12 protein-coding genes are annotated in these 17084 nt (G+C 71.0%); 2 read left to right on the top strand and 10 right to left on the bottom strand.

The window, feature by feature from the left end:
* Positions 1–15: 15 nt before the first annotated feature.
* The 5 genes from ACH4S9_RS22540 to nrdR form a co-directional block, all read right to left on the bottom strand.
* Complete coding sequence (locus ACH4S9_RS22540) at positions 16–906, bottom strand: ADP-ribosylglycohydrolase family protein (RefSeq protein WP_398373674.1); 891 nt, start codon at positions 904–906, stop codon at positions 16–18.
* On the bottom strand, positions 903–1577 hold the full coding sequence (locus tag ACH4S9_RS22535) for a histidine phosphatase family protein (RefSeq protein WP_352132082.1): 675 nt from the start codon (positions 1575–1577) through the stop codon (positions 903–905). The genes ACH4S9_RS22540 and ACH4S9_RS22535 overlap by 4 nt, the downstream gene beginning before the upstream one ends.
* An 84-nt stretch (positions 1578–1661) precedes the next feature.
* Positions 1662–2267: a YdbC family protein gene (locus ACH4S9_RS22530; RefSeq protein WP_358846278.1), complete on the bottom strand. Its 606-nt coding sequence runs from the start codon at positions 2265–2267 to the stop codon at positions 1662–1664.
* Positions 2268–2494: 227 nt separating this feature from the next.
* Positions 2495–5368 carry a vitamin B12-dependent ribonucleotide reductase gene (locus ACH4S9_RS22525; protein WP_311723795.1) on the bottom strand — a complete coding sequence of 958 codons (2874 nt, stop codon included), beginning with the start codon at positions 5366–5368 and terminating at the stop codon, positions 2495–2497.
* Positions 5369–5482: 114 nt separating this feature from the next.
* Positions 5483–6004 (bottom strand): transcriptional regulator NrdR, encoded by a 522-nt coding sequence (gene nrdR, locus ACH4S9_RS22520; protein WP_311723797.1) that lies wholly within the window; start codon positions 6002–6004, stop codon positions 5483–5485.
* Positions 6005–6445: 441 nt separating this feature from the next.
* Here nrdR and lexA point away from each other — a divergent pair, with 441 nt between their 5' ends.
* On the top strand, positions 6446–7249 hold the full coding sequence (lexA, locus tag ACH4S9_RS22515; RefSeq protein ID WP_311723798.1) for a transcriptional repressor LexA: 804 nt from the start codon (positions 6446–6448) through the stop codon (positions 7247–7249).
* Positions 7250–7344: 95 nt separating this feature from the next.
* On the opposite strand, the gene ACH4S9_RS22510 is transcribed toward lexA, so the two are convergent.
* The 3 genes from ACH4S9_RS22510 to ACH4S9_RS22500 all read right to left on the bottom strand — a co-directional run bounded on the left by ACH4S9_RS22510 (position 7345) and on the right by ACH4S9_RS22500 (position 12220).
* Positions 7345–9351, bottom strand: coding sequence for an ATP-dependent DNA helicase (locus ACH4S9_RS22510; RefSeq protein WP_311723799.1), 2007 nt, complete (start codon positions 9349–9351; stop codon positions 7345–7347).
* Positions 9352–9464: 113 nt separating this feature from the next.
* Positions 9465–10160 carry a GNAT family N-acetyltransferase gene (locus ACH4S9_RS22505; RefSeq protein WP_358846276.1) on the bottom strand — a complete coding sequence of 232 codons (696 nt, stop codon included), beginning with the start codon at positions 10158–10160 and terminating at the stop codon, positions 9465–9467.
* Between the two features lie 56 nt (positions 10161–10216).
* On the bottom strand, positions 10217–12220 hold the full coding sequence (locus tag ACH4S9_RS22500; protein WP_398373994.1) for an IucA/IucC family protein: 2004 nt from the start codon (positions 12218–12220) through the stop codon (positions 10217–10219).
* A gap of 251 nt (positions 12221–12471) precedes the next feature.
* Here ACH4S9_RS22500 and ACH4S9_RS22495 point away from each other — a divergent pair, with 251 nt between their 5' ends.
* Positions 12472–13698 carry a hypothetical protein gene (locus ACH4S9_RS22495; RefSeq protein WP_311723802.1) on the top strand — a complete coding sequence of 409 codons (1227 nt, stop codon included), beginning with the start codon at positions 12472–12474 and terminating at the stop codon, positions 13696–13698.
* Positions 13699–13866: 168 nt separating this feature from the next.
* Here the strand turns inward: ACH4S9_RS22495 and hflX are convergent, their stop codons facing one another.
* A complete protein-coding gene (gene hflX / locus ACH4S9_RS22490; protein ID WP_398373673.1) occupies positions 13867–15375 on the bottom strand; it encodes a GTPase HflX in 1509 nt (502 codons plus the stop codon).
* A 26-nt stretch (positions 15376–15401) separates the two neighbouring features.
* Positions 15402–17036, bottom strand: coding sequence for a M1 family metallopeptidase (locus tag ACH4S9_RS22485; protein WP_398373672.1), 1635 nt, complete (start codon positions 17034–17036; stop codon positions 15402–15404).
* Between the last annotated feature and the right edge of the window lie 48 nt (positions 17037–17084).

Below are 17084 nucleotides of genomic sequence, written 5' to 3'. Positions count from 1 at the left end.
CCACGTCAGCGCCTGTCAGCCCGACGTCGGGACCCAGTCCGGAAGCGGCTCGGTGCGGCCCTGCCACTCGCCGGGCGGCGCACCGGCCTCCGCGGCCGCGAGGACACCCCCGACGATGGCGCAGTTGGTGTCCACGTCCCCGCCCACCTGAGCGGTCGTCCAGAACGCCTCCTCGAAGGCGCCGAGGTGGCGGGCCGCCGCCCACAGGGCGAACGGCACGGTGTCGTGCGCGCTGGTCCGGCGGCCGCAGCCGAGCACCGCGGCGACGGTCCCGGCGTCCGCGTAGTCGAGCATGTCGCGGGCGCGGCGCAGCCCGGCCTGGACGGCGCTGCGCGGCACCAGCGAGATCACCCGGTCCAGCAGGGCCTCCGGCCCACCCGCGCCCGCCGGGTCGCCGGCCAGCGACGCCGCCGCTGCCACCGCCATCGCTCCCGCCACGGCCTCCCGGTGCTGGTGCGTGGTGTACGCGGAGATCTCCGCCTGGTGCGTGGCCTGCTCCGGGTCGCCCGCGTACCAGGCGCCCAGCGGCGCGATCCGCATCGCGGCGCCGTTGCCCCAGGAGCCCTGTCCCTGGAAGAGGCCCGCGGCCAGCTCCCGCCAGTCCCCGCCCTGTCTGATCAGGCGGAGCATCCGGTTCACGGCGGGGCCGTAGCCTCGGTCGAAGTCATGGTGCTCGGCGAAGGACCGGGCGAGCGCGTCCTGGTCGATGCGGCCGTGGGCGACCAGGACGGCCAGCACGGAGCCGGCCATCTCGGTGTCGTCCGTCCACTGCCAGGAGCCGGGCGGCAGCTCGCGCCGACCCAGCAGCGGATAGTTGACGGGCACGAAGAACTGGGAGCCGAGCGCGTCGCCCACGGCCAGCCCACGCAGGCTCCGCAGAGCCCGCTGGAATCGGTCGTCGGTCATGCCCACGCACTCCAACTGGTCAGGCCGTAGGGTTCGGGGGCGCACCAGCGCTGGAAGGGCCGATCGATGTGGTAGCGCCCGTCGGAGCCGAGCAGCAGGGTCCGGGTCTCGCCATTGTCCGGGTTGGACAGCGACTCGAACTCCGCGACGGTCCAGTGCAGCCAGCGCATACAGAACAGCCGCATGGTCAGCCCGTGGGTCACCAGCAGGACGTTCGGCGGGTGGCCGGGGTCCTCGAAGCTGCGCCACAGGCTCTCCAGGAAGGCGCCCACCCGGTCGTAGACATCGGCGCCCGACTCGCCCTGGGCGAAGCGGTAGAAGAAATGCCCGTAGGCGTCCCGGTAGGCCTTCTGCTTGCGGACGTCCTCCCGGTCCTGCCAGTTTCCCCAGTCCTGCTCACGCAGCCGGGGCTCCTCCCTGACGCGGGTGCGCGCCGGGTCGAGGCCGAAAAGGTCCAGGGTCTGGTGGGTGCGTCGATACGGCGACACATAGACCGAGACCCGCTCGTCGGAGAAGGTCGCGCGCAGCCGCTTGCCCGCCTCGACCGCCTGCCGCCGCCCGGTCTCCGTCAGCCTGAGGGCATGGTCGGGCACCCGTTCGTACACGGTGTCATCGACGTTCCCCTCCGATTCGCCATGCCGTACGAGAACGATGCGCCGGGGTCGTGCCATGCGGCCACCCTAGGCCACCGGTCTGTCGTCGCCCATCTCGCACTGGCGGCCGGTGACCGGCGGCGCCGGCAGCCGGTCTCGCGTTCACACCGTCCAGGAGGACTCGACGCCGACGACATCGCCCGCGATCGCGGCCACATCCGCCTCGGTCTGCGCGCGCAGCCCGAGGCGTTCCACCCGCTCGGTGCGGTACTTGCCGTGCTCGGCGGCCGAGTCCCACATCGACAGCACGAGGAACTCATTGCCGGGAGCCTCTCCGAACACCCCGCGCAGCATCCCCGGCGACCCGGCCATCGCCGGATTCCACACCTTCTCCTGCACCAGCGTGAAGTGCTCCACCCGGTCCGCGTGCACCCGGCTGTGCGCCACCCGCACCACGTCCGCGTCGGTGAACCGCGGCTGGAAGCCCACCTTCACATCGAAGCGGTGCTCGAACAGCCGCACCTGCATGTCTCTGTACGTACCCGACTGCGCCGCCGCCAGCCGGTCGTGCGAGCGCGCCATGAAGGAGTCGTAGAACGCCCTGCTCTCCCAGAACGCGAAGACATGCGCCACGTTCGGCCGCCCCCGGCTCCAGCCACCGCCCTGTCCCCGGAATCCCGGTTCACCGAGCAACCCCGCCCATTTCCGCTGCCCCCGCTCGAAACCGCGGCGGTCCACCACGGTGCAGCGAATCCACTTGACCAGCACCGCGCCATCGTACGGCCCCATAGGTGGCCCGCATCACGGACTGAAGGAGTGGACTACGCGTGGGGGTCGCCCGGCGGCAGCACGTTCGAGTCTCCGCGCGGCCGTGCGCCCCGCGCACGCCCCGAAGAGCCCCGAAGAGCCCCGAAGAGCGCCAAAGAGCGCCAAAGGCGGGGCACGGGCCAAGGCCCGCACCCCGCCTCAGCGGTTCGTCCCCGAAGGGCCGGTGATCAGCTACAGCCGCTGGTCGAACCGCAGCCCTCGCACAGGTAGCAGCTGCCCGCCCGGCGCATCTTCGTCCCGCAGGAGAAGCACAGCGGCGCGTCGGCGTTCAGCCCGAACTGGATCTCGGCGAGCTCGGTGGAGCTGTGCGCCTGCTTCGGCGCCGGGGCGACGGCGCGCGGCTTGGAGGTGGCGGCCTGCGGGGCGTCCACGTGGCGCGGGGCCGACTGTGCCAGGCCCTCGACGTCCACCTCGGCGTCGTCGATGGACTGCTCGTACGAACCGGTCTCCAGGTGGCGCTGGCGCTCCTCCGCGGAGTGGATGCCGAGCGCCGACCGGGTCTCGAAGGGCAGGAAGTCCAGCGCCAGCCGGCGGAAGATGTAGTCGACGATCGACTGCGCCATCCGCACATCCGGGTCGTCCGTCATCCCGGCCGGCTCGAAGCGCATGTTGGTGAACTTCGAGACGTAGGTCTCCAGCGGCACGCCGTACTGGAGGCCGACCGAGACGGCGATCGAGAAGGCGTCCATCATGCCCGCGAGGGTCGAGCCCTGCTTGGACATCTTCAGGAAGACCTCGCCGAGGCCGTCGTCCGGGTAGGAGTTCGCCGTCATGTAGCCCTCGGCGCCGCCCACCGTGAAGGAGGTCGTGATGCCGGGGCGGCCCTTGGGGAGGCGCTTGCGGACCGGGCGGTACTCGACGACCTTCTCGGCCTCGGGCGCGGCCTGCTCGGCGGGCTTCTCCTCCTTCTTCTTGGCGGAGAGCGGCTGGCCGACCTTGCAGTTGTCGCGGTAGATCGCCAGAGCCTTCAGGCCCAGCTTCCAGCCCTCGAAGTAGATCTCCTCGATCTCCTCGACGGTGGCCGACTCCGGCATGTTGACCGTCTTGGAGATCGCGCCCGACAGGAAGGGCTGGGCCGCGGCCATCATCCGCACATGGCCCATCGGCGAGATGGAGCGCTCGCCCATCGCGCAGTCGAACACCTCGTAGTGCTCGGGCTTCAGCCCCGGCGCGTCGATGACGTTGCCGCTCTCGGCGATGTGGGCGACGATCGCCTCCACCTGCTCCGGCTGGTAGCCGAGCCGCTTCAGCGCCTTGGGGACCGTGTTGTTCACGATCTGCATGGAGCCGCCGCCGACGAGCTTCTTGAACTTGACCAGGGCCAGGTCCGGCTCGATGCCCGTGGTGTCGCAGTCCATCATCAGGCCGATGGTGCCGGTCGGCGCGAGCACCGACGCCTGGGCGTTGCGGAAGCCGTTCTTCTCGCCGAGGCGGATCACGTCCTGCCAGGCCTCGGTGGCCGCGGCCCACACCGGCGTGTCCAGGTCGTCCATGCGCTTGGCGGCGCCGTTGGCGTCCGAGTGCTGCTTCATGACGCGCTTGTGGGCGTCGGCGTTGCGGGCGTAGCCGTCGTACGCGCCGACGACCGCCGCCAGCTCGGCGGAGCGCCGGTAGGACGTGCCGGTCATCAGCGAGGTGATGGCCCCGGCCAGGGCCCGGCCGCCGTCGCTGTCGTAGGCGTGGCCGGTGGCCATCAGGAGAGCGCCGAGGTTGGCGTAGCCGATGCCCAGCTGACGGAAGGCGCGGGTGGTCTCGCCGATCTTCTCGGTCGGGAAGTCCGCGAAGCAGATGGAGATGTCCATCGCGGTGATGACGAGCTCGACGACCTTGGCGAAGCGCTCGGCGTCGAAGCGCTGGCGGCCCGCGTCATCGTCGTCGAGGAACTTCATCAGGTTGAGCGAGGCGAGGTTGCACGAGGAGTTGTCCAGGTGCATGTACTCGCTACAGGGGTTGGAGGCGGTGATCCGGCCCGTCTCCGGCGAGGTGTGCCAGTGGTTGATCGTGTCGTCGTACTGGATGCCAGGGTCGGCGCAGGCCCAGGCCGCCTCGGCCATCTTGCGGAAGAGCGCCTTGGCGTCGACCTCTTCGAGGGTCTCGCCGGTCATCCGGGCGCGCAGTCCGAACTTCGAGCCGGACTCCACGGCCTTCATGAACGTGTCGTTCACCCGAACCGAGTTGTTGGCGTTCTGGTACTGGACGGACGTGATGTCGTCCCCGCCCAGGTCCATGTCGAAGCCCGCGTCGCGCAGCGCGCGGATCTTCTCCTCCTCCTTCACCTTGGTCTCGATGAAGGCCTCGACGTCCGGGTGGTCGACGTCGAGGACGACCATCTTGGCGGCCCGGCGGGTCGCGCCGCCCGACTTGATCGTCCCGGCGGAGGCGTCGGCGCCGCGCATGAAGGAGACCGGCCCGGAGGCGTTGCCGCCGGAGGAGAGCAGCTCCTTGGAGGAGCGGATACGGGAGAGGTTCAGGCCGGCTCCGGAGCCGCCCTTGAAGATCATCCCCTCTTCCTTGTACCAGTCGAGGATCGACTCCATGGAGTCGTCGACGGAGAGGATGAAGCAGGCGCTGACCTGCTGCGGCTGCTTGGTGCCGACGTTGAACCAGACCGGCGAGTTGAAGCTGAAGACCTGGTGCAGCAGGGCGTAGGTGAGCTCGTGGTCGAAGATCTCGGCGTCCGCGGGGGAGGCGAAGTAGCCGTGCTCCTCGCCGGCCCGGCGGTAGGTGCGCACCACCCGGTCGATGAGCTGCTTCAGGCTCGACTCGCGGTCCGGAGAACCGACCGCGCCGCGGAAGTACTTGCTTGTGACGATGTTGACCGCGTTCACCGACCAGGAGTCGGGGAACTCGACGCCACGCTGCTCGAAGTTGATCGAGCCGTCGCGCCAGTTGGTCATGACGACGTCACGGCGCTCCCAGACCACCTCGTCGTACGGATGCACGCCGGGAGTGGTGTGGATGCGCTCGATACGCAGACCCTTGGCCGCCTTGCTTCCCTTGGAGCGGGAACCTCGTGCCGGGCCGCTCGTCGTCTCTGTCATTCCGCCTCCCTGTACGGGCAAAAACGCCCTGATGTGCCGCTTTCTTCCCGCGGCACGGTGTATGTCGTTCATCCGAGGGCACTACGGCCCCCGGCAGGCCTTGGCCGCCGCGACTCAGTCGGTGGCGGTGGCGGGCGCGGGGACCTCCGCGGCCCCGTCGGCGCCGGGCCCGCGGTCGTTCGCGGGAGGCCGTTGCTGGTTGCGCAGCTCCGTGACCGCGGCTTCGAAGTCCTCGAGGGAGTCGAAGGCGCGGTAGACGGAGGCGAAGCGGAGGTACGCGACGAGGTCGAGCTCCTGGAGCGGGCCGAGTATGGCGAGCCCCACGTCATGGGTGGACAGCTCCGCGCTGCCGGTGGCCCGCACGGCCTCTTCCACCTGCTGACCGAGTTTGGCGAGGGCGTCCTCGGTGACCGGGCGGCCCTGGCATGCCTTGCGCACCCCGGAGATGACCTTGTCGCGACTGAAGGGCTCGGTGACCCCACTCCGCTTGATCACCATCAGTGACGCGGTCTCCACGGTCGTGAAGCGACGCGAGCAGTCGGGGCACTGGCGGCGCCTGCGAATCGAACAACCGTCGTCGGTGGTCCGGCTGTCGACGACTCGACTGTCGGGGTGCCTACAGAAGGGGCAGTGCATGACTCCGTACCCTCCTCACCCTCAAGAACGGCGTATAGCTGACGTGCTTCGGCATGCTTCGACCGGCCCTCACAGGCCTTTCGAAGCGGCCACAAGCATAGGCGAAGCGCTCGGTTGTGAATAACCGGGGACCACAACCTGTGGGCGGCTGACTCCATCTAACCACTAGATGTGGTGCCTGACATCCAGCCGCAGCGGCGGCGTGTCCCGACTCGCGAGCAGGCACGAGACTACGCGAAGCCCACCGGCCGCCACGCCACCGGGGGTGAGGATGTCAGACTGGGCACCCCTTCACCGACCACCAGATCAATCGCCCTATACACCCAATCCTGTGATCACGTCAGCTCATCTGCGAAATTTCACTCGAACGTGTGTTTGGCGCAACCTTTCGAAAGCAACTACCGTTGCCCTACTAGGGAGAACATCTCGAGAGGGGCCGTCGTGACCACCACCACAGAGAGCGCCACCATCACCGCCCAGGAGCGTTCCCAGAGCCGACTCGAACACACGCACGCGATGAACCAGGGCCACCCGATGAATGACGCAGCCACGAACCCGGAGGGGCAGAAGCCCACGCGCTCCCTACCCGGCCGACCTCCAGGCATCCGGGCGGACAGCTCCGGGCTGACCGACCGACAGCGCCGGGTCATCGAGGTCATTCGCGACTCTGTGCAGCGGCGCGGCTACCCGCCGTCCATGCGTGAGATCGGGCAGGCGGTGGGCCTCTCCAGCACCTCCTCCGTCGCCCATCAGCTCATGGCTCTGGAGCGCAAGGGCTTTCTGAGGCGCGACCCGCACCGGCCCCGGGCGTACGAGGTGCGCGGCTCCGACCAGCCCAGCGCCCAGCCCGCCGACACCACCGGCAAGCCTGCCGCCTCGTACGTGCCCCTGGTCGGCCGGATCGCGGCCGGTGGCCCGATCCTCGCCGAGGAGTCCGTCGAGGACGTCTTCCCGCTCCCCCGGCAGCTCGTCGGTGACGGTGAGCTCTTCGTCCTGAAGGTCGTGGGCGACTCCATGATCGAGGCCGCCATCTGCGACGGTGACTGGGTGACGGTGCGCCGCCAGCCCGTCGCCGAGAACGGCGACATCGTCGCCGCGATGCTCGACGGAGAGGCGACGGTCAAGCGCTTCAAGCGGGAGGACGGCCATGTGTGGCTCCTCCCGCACAACGCCGCGTACCAGCCGATCCCTGGCGACGAGGCGACCATCCTGGGCAAGGTGGTCGCGGTGCTGCGCCGGGTCTGAGCTCGGCGGGTCCAGGCGCGTCGACCCTCCGCGCCCAGTGACCGGGCCCCGGAACCTCTGCGCCGGTTCCGGGGCCCTGCTGTGTCCGCGCCGTGCTACGCCTGGGCCTTCTTGGCCGCGGCGTCAATGGCGGCCAGCGAGCGGCGCACCTGATTGCGGTCGGTCGTGTACCAGAAGTCCGGCATGGACTTGCGCAGAAAGGAGCCGTAGCGGGCCCGCTCGACACGCGGGTCCAGCACGGCGACGACCCCGCGGTCCCCGGAGGCGCGCACGAGCCGGCCCGCCCCCTGAGCCATCAGCAAGGCGGCATGCGTGGCCGCGACCGCCATGAAACCATTGCCACCGGCCTCCTCCACGGCCTTCTGGCGAGCGCTCATCAGCGGGTCGTCGGGGCGCGGGAACGGCACCCGGTCCATCACCACCAGCTGACAGTTCGGGCCGGGCACATCGACGCCCTGCCAGAGCGAGAGCGTGCCGAACAGGCACGTACGGGCATCGGCGGCGAAGGTGCGGATCAGCTCTCCGAGCGTCTCCTCGCCCTGAAGCAGGATCGGCATGTCGAGCCTGCCGCGCAGTTCCTCCGCGGCCGCCTGGGCGGCACGCATCGAGGAGAAGAGGCCGAGCGTCCGGCCGCCCGCGGCCTCCACCAGCTCGGCGAGCTCTTCGAGCATGTCAGAGCGGCTGCCCTCGCGGCCGGGCTGGGCCAGATGCTTGGCGACGTAGAGGATCCCCTGCTTGGAGTAGTCGAAGGGCGAACCGACATCGAGCCCCTTCCACGGGGGCGGGGCGCCCTCCTCGCCGTCGGCGCCCTGGACACCCTCGGGAGAGAGTCCGAGCGAGGCGGCCACGCCGTTGAAATCCCCGCCCAGCTTGAGGGTCGCGGAGGTGAGGACCACCGACCGGTCCTCGAAGAGCTTCTCGCGCAGCAGACCCGACACCGAGAGCGGGGCGACGCGCAGCGAGGCGCCGAAGCGGTCATGCCGCTCGTACCAGACCACGTCGTACTCGGAGCCGTCCACGATGCGCTCGGCCACCTGGTGGATGTTCTCCACGGAGGCGAGGGCCTGCTTGCGCACGGCGTCCTCGTCCTGGACCGAGGCGTCACGCGTGGCGCCGAGCGCCGAAATGACCGTACGCGACGCGTCGCGCAGCGCCATCAGGGCATAGCCGAGGTCCTCGGGGATCTCCTCGAGGCGACCGGGCAGCGCCAGCTCCATGAGCCGCTCGAAGGTCTCGGCGGCGGTCTGGAGGGCGTCCGCCGCCTTCTCGTTGACGAGCTTGGCGGCGCGGCGCACGGCGCGGTTGACCTGGCCCGGGGTGAGCTCGCCGCTGGCGACTCCGGTGACCCGGGAGACCAGCTCATGGGCCTCGTCGACGATCAGCACCTCATGGCTTGGCAGGACGGGCGCGCCCTCGATGGCGTCGATGGCGAGCAGCGCGTGGTTGGTGACCACGACCTCGGCCAGCTTCGCCCGCTCGCGGGCGGCCTCGGCGAAGCATTCGGCACCGTAGGCGCACTTCGACGCGCCGAGGCATTCCCGCGAGGAGACGGAGACCTGGGACCAAGCGCGGTCGGAGACGCCGGGGGTCAGATCGTCGCGGTCGCCCGTCTCGGTCTCATCGGCCCAGTCCCGCATCCGCAGCAGGTCCTTGCCCAGCTTGCTGGTGGGCTCGGCGGCCTCGAACGGGTCGAACAGCCCGGCTTCCCCCGACTCGGCGTCCTCCTGTGGCACGCCCTCGTGGAGGCGGTGCAGACACAGGTAGTTGGAGCGGCCCTTGAGCATGGCGAACTCGGGGCGGCGGCGCAGCAGCGGGTGCAGGGCGTCGACGGTGCGCGGCAGGTCGCGCTCGACGAGCTGACGCTGAAGGGCGAGGGTGGCCGTGGCGATCACGACACGCTCTCCGTGCGCGAGGGCGGGCACGAGATAGCCGAGGGACTTTCCGGTGCCGGTGCCGGCCTGGGCCAGCAGATGGGAATTGTCGCCGATCGCCTCGGCTACGGCTTCGGCCATGGCGACCTGGCCCGGGCGCTCGGTGCCGCCGACGGCGGTGACGGCGGCATGCAGCAGGTCAGCGAGTGGCGGCGGGGACGATGCAGTCATAGGCCTGTCAGCCTACGCGGCGGCACTGACATCACGGGGCGGATCTCCTGGCGCGGAACCGGAACGGGGCGGGCGGTGTATGGAAGGCAGAGGCGCGAAGTGGCGCCGGCGGATCACAGGAGGTGGCGCAGGGTGCGATCCCGCAGCATGAGGGCAGCGTGTTTGTCGGGCAGTTCCATCTCGGCGGCGAGACGGAAGCCGGCGCCGAGGAAGGCGGCCACGCAGGGGCTGTTCCGCAGATCGGGTTCGGCGACCACCCGGCCGCAGGAGGGTCGCCGGTCGAGGACGAGGTCGGCCACGGCGCGCAGCAGGGCCGTGCCGATGCCGCGGCCCCGATCGCGCACGCTGCCGATGAGCAGATGGAGACCCGTGTCATGCGGCCGGGCCGGGTAGTACCGGGCCAGGGGGGTGAGGTCCGCGCGGTACACCTCCCAGTAGCTCATCGGCACCCCGTCCAGGACCCCCAGGCAGGGCACGCTGCGGCCGTCGCCGTCGAGCTGGGCGCGCAGATGCCGCGCGGTGGTCTCGTCGGGGCCGGACAGTTCCCAGAAGGCGGCGACGGCCGGGTCGTTCATCCATCGGGCGATGAGCTCGACATCGCGCTCGAGGTGGACCGGTACGAGCTGGAAGGCGCCCACCGCCGTGCCGGCGGCCCCCCACTGGGCGACCCCGTCGAGCAGGTCCGGCCGGTCGAGGGCCTCCGCCCCGGCGAGGTGCTCTTCGGCAAGGCGTGCGGCGCGCTCCTCGGACGGCCGCATGTCGAGGGTGTCCTCGGTGCTGGAGCCGGTGCCGGAGTCGGTGGGCGGCATGGCGGCGCTCTCCTCTTGTCGTTACCGGGGCGTCGTGGGGCGCCGGGCCGTGGAAGTCATGCGTGGGAAGTCACCGATCGGAACAGGGGGTTGGGGATGGCGACATAGACGGACTGGGTATCCACCGGGCCCACAAGCTCGTCCAGGCCGCGCAGCCGGGTGAGCAGATTGGCCTTGCAGCGCAGGGTGGGCGCCTCCAGGAGCCTGGCGGGCAGTGTCGAGCGGATCTTCGCGGGGCCGGACGCGGCCTCGGCGAGGAAGCGGCGGAGCGCGGCCAGCAGAAGGCGCTCGTCCGCGAGCCGCTGGGAGCCGAACGCACCGATCAGGCCCAGGATGTTGTTGACGCCGAGGTAGTAGGCGAACCGTTCGTCGGCGACCTCGTCGGAGACGAACGTGTCGCTGTGGGCCCCGAGGTCGGACAGTCGCCGCTGGAGTTCGGGGCGCCGGGACTCACGGAAGTAGTAGCCCTGGTTGTCGCGGTAGCGGCCGCCGATCGGCCAGCCGTCGAGGTCCAGCAGCACCAGGGTGTTCTGCTGGTGCGCCTCCAGGGCGATGCCGGCCTCCCCGTCCAGCCAGAGCACGGGCCGTACGACGGTGTGCAGATACCGCAGGAACCACTCGGCACTGACGGTCGCGGGGCGGCGGCCGGTTCGGGCGGCGAGCCGGGCGACGATCCGTTCGAGCCGTGAGCACATCGCGCTGCGGTCCGGCCAGGGGCGGAGCGAGGTGAGGCCTGCCAGACACACGGCCTCGTCACCTGGGCCGAACGGGTTGTGCCGGATGACGACATCGACTCCGGTCAGCGGAGTGCCGTCGGGCTTGTCGACCGCGAGCCAGGCGGGGTCGCGGACGATGTCGAAACCGGGGCGCCCGGGGCAGGCCGCACGCCACTGCCCGGAGAGGCCGCTGCGCAGCAGCCGGTGCACCTCGACGCCACGGCACAGCTCCTTGCGGAGGTTCTCGCGGCGGGAGTTGGTGATCCGCAGGCCGAGGGACAGCTTGAGCATCGCGGGTGCGCCGGTCCGGTACACGGTGCGGAGGGAGGAGGTGGGATGCCAGTGTTCGCCGGCCGGTCCCAGGTCGCGCAACAGCCCCGTGTCGAAGAGCGCGGCGGCGTCCGGGCGGTACCGGATCTCCCGGGCCTGCCAGGGGTGCAGCGGCAAGGGGACGGTGCCGGACGGAAGTTCCGGGTCGGGGCCCGCGAGCGAGAGGGCCAGCCGTTCGGCGGGCACGGTCCGGCCGCGTTCGGTCCAGGCCGAGTCACAGGCCAGCACGGACCGGTCGACGGCGATCCAGTGCAGGGGGAAGGAGCCACGCGGCTCCGGTGAGAAGACGGGCGATTCGGCGTCGGAGAGCCCCTCGCGGCTGTTGGGCGTGGGATGGAGGGGGTGTCCGAAGAGAAGGGACTGTTCGGCGGTCAGAAAGGGGGTGTCCGTGGCGGGATCGGCGGGGGCGCCCCGCCGGCGGGACAGAAACCGGGCGGTGTGCTCCACGGAGTTCGCGACGCGGCCGACGAGTTCGGTGGTCCCGGCCCGGGCACCGAGCCGCTCGGTGCCGTGGTCCGCCTCCCGGCCGAGGAGGGAGGCGAGGGTGACCGCGTCGAGGGCGGGCGCGTCCTGGGCGCCGCCGTCGAACACGGGTGGGCCGAAGCGGTGCCATCCGGTGGCTGACCAGTGGCGCACTGGCACGAGCAGCGCGGTGTCGGTGGCGGGGAGCGGGATGCGCAGGGTGTCCGTGTCGGGGGGAGCGGCGCCGCTCTCGCGCACCCAGCAGCGCAGCAGGTTCTCGGTGGCGCAGGCGTCCGCCGCGGCCCAGGGGTCGGGGTGGTCCAGCGGATCGTCCGGGGCGTCGTACGGGTCGAGCTCTGGGACGTCGCACGGGGAGCCGCCCAGCGGGGCCGGGCGGGTCGCCGGGGTCTGGCCGCGGGGCGCGCTGTCGGCGCGGCGGCCCTGCCGTGGGACGACCGCCGCCTCGGCGCCTGCCCCGTCCTGGCACCGCTCGGCGGCGGTCCGCGGTGCCGACGGAAGGTGTGGGCGGTGTTCCCCGGGGGAGTGCGGCATGTCGGGTGCGGGCACGGCTTCGGTCCTCCTGCTGCTGAGCGCCTTTCGGCTGTCCCCCGCACGTACCAACGACGCGTGGGGCGTGGGATCACGGGCAACCGGAAGATCCGTGCGACCGGGAACCAAGGACCCGGCTCCGGCCGTCGTAGGCGGCACCGGCATAGTGGGGGCCGCCCCATCCTCGGGGGCGGTGCATGACAAATTCACAGCAGCACTCAGAGCAGCCCAGAACATCAGGGGGAGTTCCGCCCATGCCATCCAATCGCCAGCAAGCCTCGCGCTCACGGTCCAGGTGGAGGGCGCTGCGCACCCGCAGCAACTCCCCCGTGCTGGCCGCCGCGGCCATCGCCTCGGTGCTGGCGCTGACCGCCACGGCGTGCGGCCCCTCGGACGACAACGCGGAGTCCGAGCCGACCGCTTCCTCCTCTCAGAACGCCGGCGACGTCACCCTTCCCGACAACCTCGACGACAAGTTGAAGGACCTCGGGATCGACCTGGACAAGTGGAAGAACGGCGCCTGGAACAAGTGGGACAAGGACGACTGGCTGCGTGAGGCGGGCGACTTCATCAACCCGATCATCAAGGACCTCTGGAAGCCGGACCGGATGAAGGAGGCCCAGGAGCCCGACACTCCGGTCGACGACAACGACATCTCGGGCGACCAGGGCATAACCGACCCTGACCCGCAGCCGGTCACGGCCAAACAGGTCGCGAGCCCCTACAGCGCCAACGTCCCCGAGGCGGGCAAGGTCTTCTTCGACGGCCCCCAGGGCTCGATGGTCTGCTCCGCCACCGTGGTGCAGGACCCGGCGCACCCGGGCAAGTCCAACCTGGTGTGGACGGCGGGCCACTGCGTCCACGCGGGCAAGGGCGGCGGCTGGTACAAGAACCTGATGTTCGTCCCCTCGTACAACGACGCCGGCAAGTCGGCCGCCGAGCTGGAGAACGCCACCAAGGAACAGCTGGCGCCCAAGGGTGTCTGGTGGGCCGACTGGGCGCAGACCTCCTCGCAGTGGATCGACAACGGCGCGTCCATCGGCGGCAAGGGCGCCCCGTACGACTTCGCGGTGCTGCATGTGAAGCCGGAGAACAGCGGCGGCAAGTCGCTCGAGGAGACGGTCGGCGGCGCGCTGCCGGTCGACTTCAACGCCCCGGCGGTGAAGTCCATCAGCGCGATCACGGCCACGGGCTACCCGGCCGCGCCCCCCTTCGACGGCCAGAAGATGAACCAGTGCACGGACAAGCCCGGCCGGCTCTCGCTCGACGCCAAGCAGCCGACGATGTACCGCATCGGCTGCACCATGACCGCGGGTTCGTCCGGCGGCGGCTGGGTCGCGACCGGCTCCAACGGCAAGCCGGCGCTGGTGTCGAACACGTCGATCGGCCCGTCCAACGCCACCTGGCTGGCCGGCCCGCACCTCGGCCCCGAGGCGAAGGCCCTCTACAACGCGGTCAGCAAGAAGTTCGCCAACCAGTAGGACGCCAGTAGAACCATCCGGCCGTGCCGGAACGAAGGGCGCGGCGGTCGGCCCCGGCCGGCCGCCGCGCCCCGCACACCCCGCGAGGGCCCGCGCGCCCTCGGCGCGTACGACGAAGGCCCGCCCCCGGTCTCCCGGAGGCGGGCCTTCGCCGTGGAAGGGGTGTGGCTAGCCCTGCGAGGGGGTGGCTGCGGGTACGTACCGCCGCAGCTCGGCGGCCAGTTCCTCGTGCACCAGAGCCTTGAGCAGCGTGCCCTCCGCGGTGTGCTCCTCGGAGAGCACCTCGCCATCGGCATGCGTACGCGAGACCAGCTTGCCCTGGGTGTACGGCACCAGCGCCTCGATCTCGACCTGAGGTCGCGGCAGCTCGGCGTCGATCAGCCCGAGCAGCTCGTCAATGCCCTGCCCCGTACGGGCCGACACCGCGATGGCGCGCTTCTCGAGGCGCAGCAGCCGCTGGAGCACCAGCGGATCCGCCATGTCCGCCTTGTTGACCACCACGATCTCGGGCACGTCGACCGCGCCCACATCGCGGATCACCTCGCGCACGGCGGCCAGCTGCTCCTCCGGCATCGGGTGCGAGCCGTCCACCACATGGACGATCAGATCGGCGTCGCCGACCTCCTCCATGGTGGAGCGGAACGCCTCGACCAGGTGGTGCGGCAGATGCCGCACGAAGCCGACGGTGTCCGCGAGGGTGTACAGCCGCCCGCTGGGCGTCTCGGCCCGGCGCACGGTCGGGTCCAGGGTGGCGAACAGTGCGTTCTCCACCAGAACACCCGCGCCGGTGAGCCGGTTGAGCAGCGAGGACTTCCCCGCGTTGGTGTATCCGGCGATGGCGACCGAGGGCACCCGGTGGCGCTTGCGCTCCTGCCGCTTGATGTCGCGGCCGGTCTTCATCTCCGCGATCTCCCGGCGCATCTTCGCCATCTTCTCGCGGATACGGCGCCGGTCGGTCTCGATCTTGGTCTCACCGGGGCCTCGGGTGGCCATACCGCCGCCAGCCGCTCCGGAGCCACCGCCACCCATCTGCCGGGACAGCGACTGACCCCAGCCGCGCAGCCGCGGCAGCATGTACTGCATCTGGGCCAGCGAGACCTGCGCCTTGCCCTCTCGGGACTTGGCGTGCTGGGCGAAGATGTCGAGGATCAGGGCGGTGCGGTCCACCACCTTGACCTTGACGATGTCCTCCAGGTGGATCAGCTGGCCGGGGCTCAGCTCACCGTCGCACACCACCGTGTCGGCGCCGGTCTCGACCACGATGTCGCGCAGTTCCTGGGCCTTGCCCGAGCCGATGTAGGTGGCCGGATCCGGCTTGTCACGCCGCTGGACGACCCCGTCGAGCACGAGGGCGCCCGCGGTCTCCGCGAGCGCGGCCAGCTCCGCCAGGGAGTTCTCCGTGTCCTGCACCGTGCCGGACGTCCAGACGCCGACCAGCACCACGCGTTCCAGGCGCAGCTGCCGGTACTCGACCTCGGTGACGTCTTCCAGCTCGGTGGACAGGCCCACGACGCGGCGCAGCGCGGCCCGCTCGGATCGGTCGTACTGGTCGCCGTCACGCTCCTCGTCGATCTCGTGACTCCAGGCGACGTCCTCTTCCATCAGGGCGTCCGCCCGAAGGCTCTCGGCGAAGGCGAAGCGCTGCCGGTCCTGCGGAAGGGAAGAGGAGTGGGTCAAATCGATCCTTACGTCGTTGGGTGCTGTCACCGTCGACAACGCGTGGCGGACCCGGAGGATTCCCGGCCGCCGGCCGCTGCGCCGACCCGTCGATGGTCGCACGCGGCGGCCGGGCCGTCACCCGGGTTTCCGCCGGCTTTCGCCATGGTTTCCCCGTGGGCCGCGGCGTCGGACTTCCAGTCGGGGTGCCCGGGCATCTTCGGCGTCGTCCTCCCGTACAGCCAGGGCCACAGGAAGCCGGACAGGTCGCGGCCCGCCACCTCCGACGCCAGCCGGATGAAATCCCCGGTCGAGGCCACCCCGTCGCGGTACCGGTGTGTCCAGCGCCGCTCCAGCCGCTCGAACGCCGCCCGCCCGATCCGCTGCCGCAGCGCGTACAGGACCAGGGCGCTGCCGTCGTAGACGACCGGGCGGAAGATGCCGATCTGGTGGTCGGCGTCGGACGGCAGGGGGGCGGCGGGTGGGCCGCCGGAGGCGCGCCAGGCGTCGGACTGCCGGTAGGCGAGGCGCATCCGCTTCTCGAGCGGCAGCTTTCCGCGCTCGTCTCCGTACAGCGCCTCGTACCAGGTGGCATGGCCCTCGTTGAGCCACAGGTCGGACCAGCGGCGCGGGCTGACGCTGTCGCCGAACCACTGGTGCGCCAGCTCGTGCACCATGATCGACTCGATGTACCAGGAGGGCAGTCCGGAGGTGGTGAACAGGCCGCTCTCGAAGAGGGAGAGGGTCTGGGTCTCCAGCTCGAAGCCGGTCGTGGCCCTGGCGATGAGCAACCCGTACGTCTCGAAGGGGTAGGGGCCGACTTTCTTCTCCATCCACTCCAGCTGTGCCGGTGTGCGCGCGAGCCACTTGGCCAGGCGCTCGCGGTCCGCCGCGGGCACGACGTCGCGCACCGGCATCCCGCCGGGGCCGGTGCGGTGCAGGACGGCCGAACGGCCGATGGAGATCTGCGCCAGCTCGGTGGCCATGGGGTGGGCGAGGCCGTACCGCCAGGTGATGTCGTCGCCCTTCTGGGTGCGCCCGAGCGGCAGCCCGTTCGCGACGACCGTGAGTCGCTTGGGGGCGGTGACGCGGAAGGTGAAGCGCGCCTTGTCGGAGGGGTGGTCGTTGCAGGGGAAGACGCGGTGCGCGGCGTCGGCCTGGTTGGCCATCGCCAGGCCGTCGTGGGTGCGGACCCAGCCGCCGCCGCTGCCGCCCGGGTCGCTGGTGTGCCTGACGGTGACCCGGAACCGGGCGCCGCGGTGGACCGGCCGGCCCGGGGTGATGACGAGGTCCTCCCCCGCGCCGGTGAACAGGGCGGGCCTGCCGTCGACCCGCACCGAGCGCACATCGCCATGGGCGAAGTCGAGGTTGAAGGTGGGCAGCGGCGCGGTGGCGCGGGCCGTGAGGGTGGTGATGGCATCAAGCGGCCGGTCGTTGCCGTGGTAGCGCAGCGCGATGTCGTATGACGCGACGTCGTAGCCGGGGTTGCCGAGATACGGGAAGAGCCGGTCGCCGATGCCCCGGGGGACCGGGGGCGGCGCGGGCGCCGAGGACACCGGCCCCGCGGCCGAGGACGGGCAGATCGCGACGAGGGCGGCGGTCAGCGCGGCGGCCGCGGCGGCGGTCCTGCGACGTCGCGCGCGCCGGGCCGGCGAGGGGCGTCCCCTCGGGGAAGACAGCATGATCTACGGCTATCAACGCCCGGACGACCGCGCCGGGCGGCGCGGCCC

This window comes from Streptomyces sp. NPDC021225 (assembly GCF_044332865.1).
Lineage (GTDB): Bacteria > Actinomycetota > Actinomycetes > Streptomycetales > Streptomycetaceae > Streptomyces.
The sequence above is the reverse complement of the archived record's forward strand: the minus strand, read 5'-3'. Positions and strand labels throughout refer to the sequence as shown.

Bases quoted from the DNA above. Each gene is read 5' to 3' on its own strand.
- ACH4S9_RS22525 (WP_311723795.1), bottom strand. From the start codon at position 5,368: ATGACAGAGACGACGAGCGGCCCGGCACGAGGTTCCCGCTCCAAGGGA.
- nrdR (WP_311723797.1), bottom strand. From the start codon at position 6,004: ATGCACTGCCCCTTCTGTAGGCACCCCGACAGTCGAGTCGTCGACAGC.
- ACH4S9_RS22510 (WP_311723799.1), bottom strand. From the start codon at position 9,351: ATGACTGCATCGTCCCCGCCGCCACTCGCTGACCTGCTGCATGCCGCC.
- ACH4S9_RS22505 (WP_358846276.1), bottom strand. From the start codon at position 10,160: ATGCCGCCCACCGACTCCGGCACCGGCTCCAGCACCGAGGACACCCTC.
- ACH4S9_RS22485 (WP_398373672.1), bottom strand. From the start codon at position 17,036: ATGCTGTCTTCCCCGAGGGGACGCCCCTCGCCGGCCCGGCGCGCGCGA.
- ACH4S9_RS22495 (WP_311723802.1), top strand. From the start codon at position 12,472: ATGCCATCCAATCGCCAGCAAGCCTCGCGCTCACGGTCCAGGTGGAGG.
- ACH4S9_RS22540 (WP_398373674.1), bottom strand. From the start codon at position 906: ATGACCGACGACCGATTCCAGCGGGCTCTGCGGAGCCTGCGTGGGCTG.
- ACH4S9_RS22535 (WP_352132082.1), bottom strand. From the start codon at position 1,577: ATGGCACGACCCCGGCGCATCGTTCTCGTACGGCATGGCGAATCGGAG.
- ACH4S9_RS22500 (WP_398373994.1), bottom strand. From the start codon at position 12,220: ATGCCGCACTCCCCCGGGGAACACCGCCCACACCTTCCGTCGGCACCG.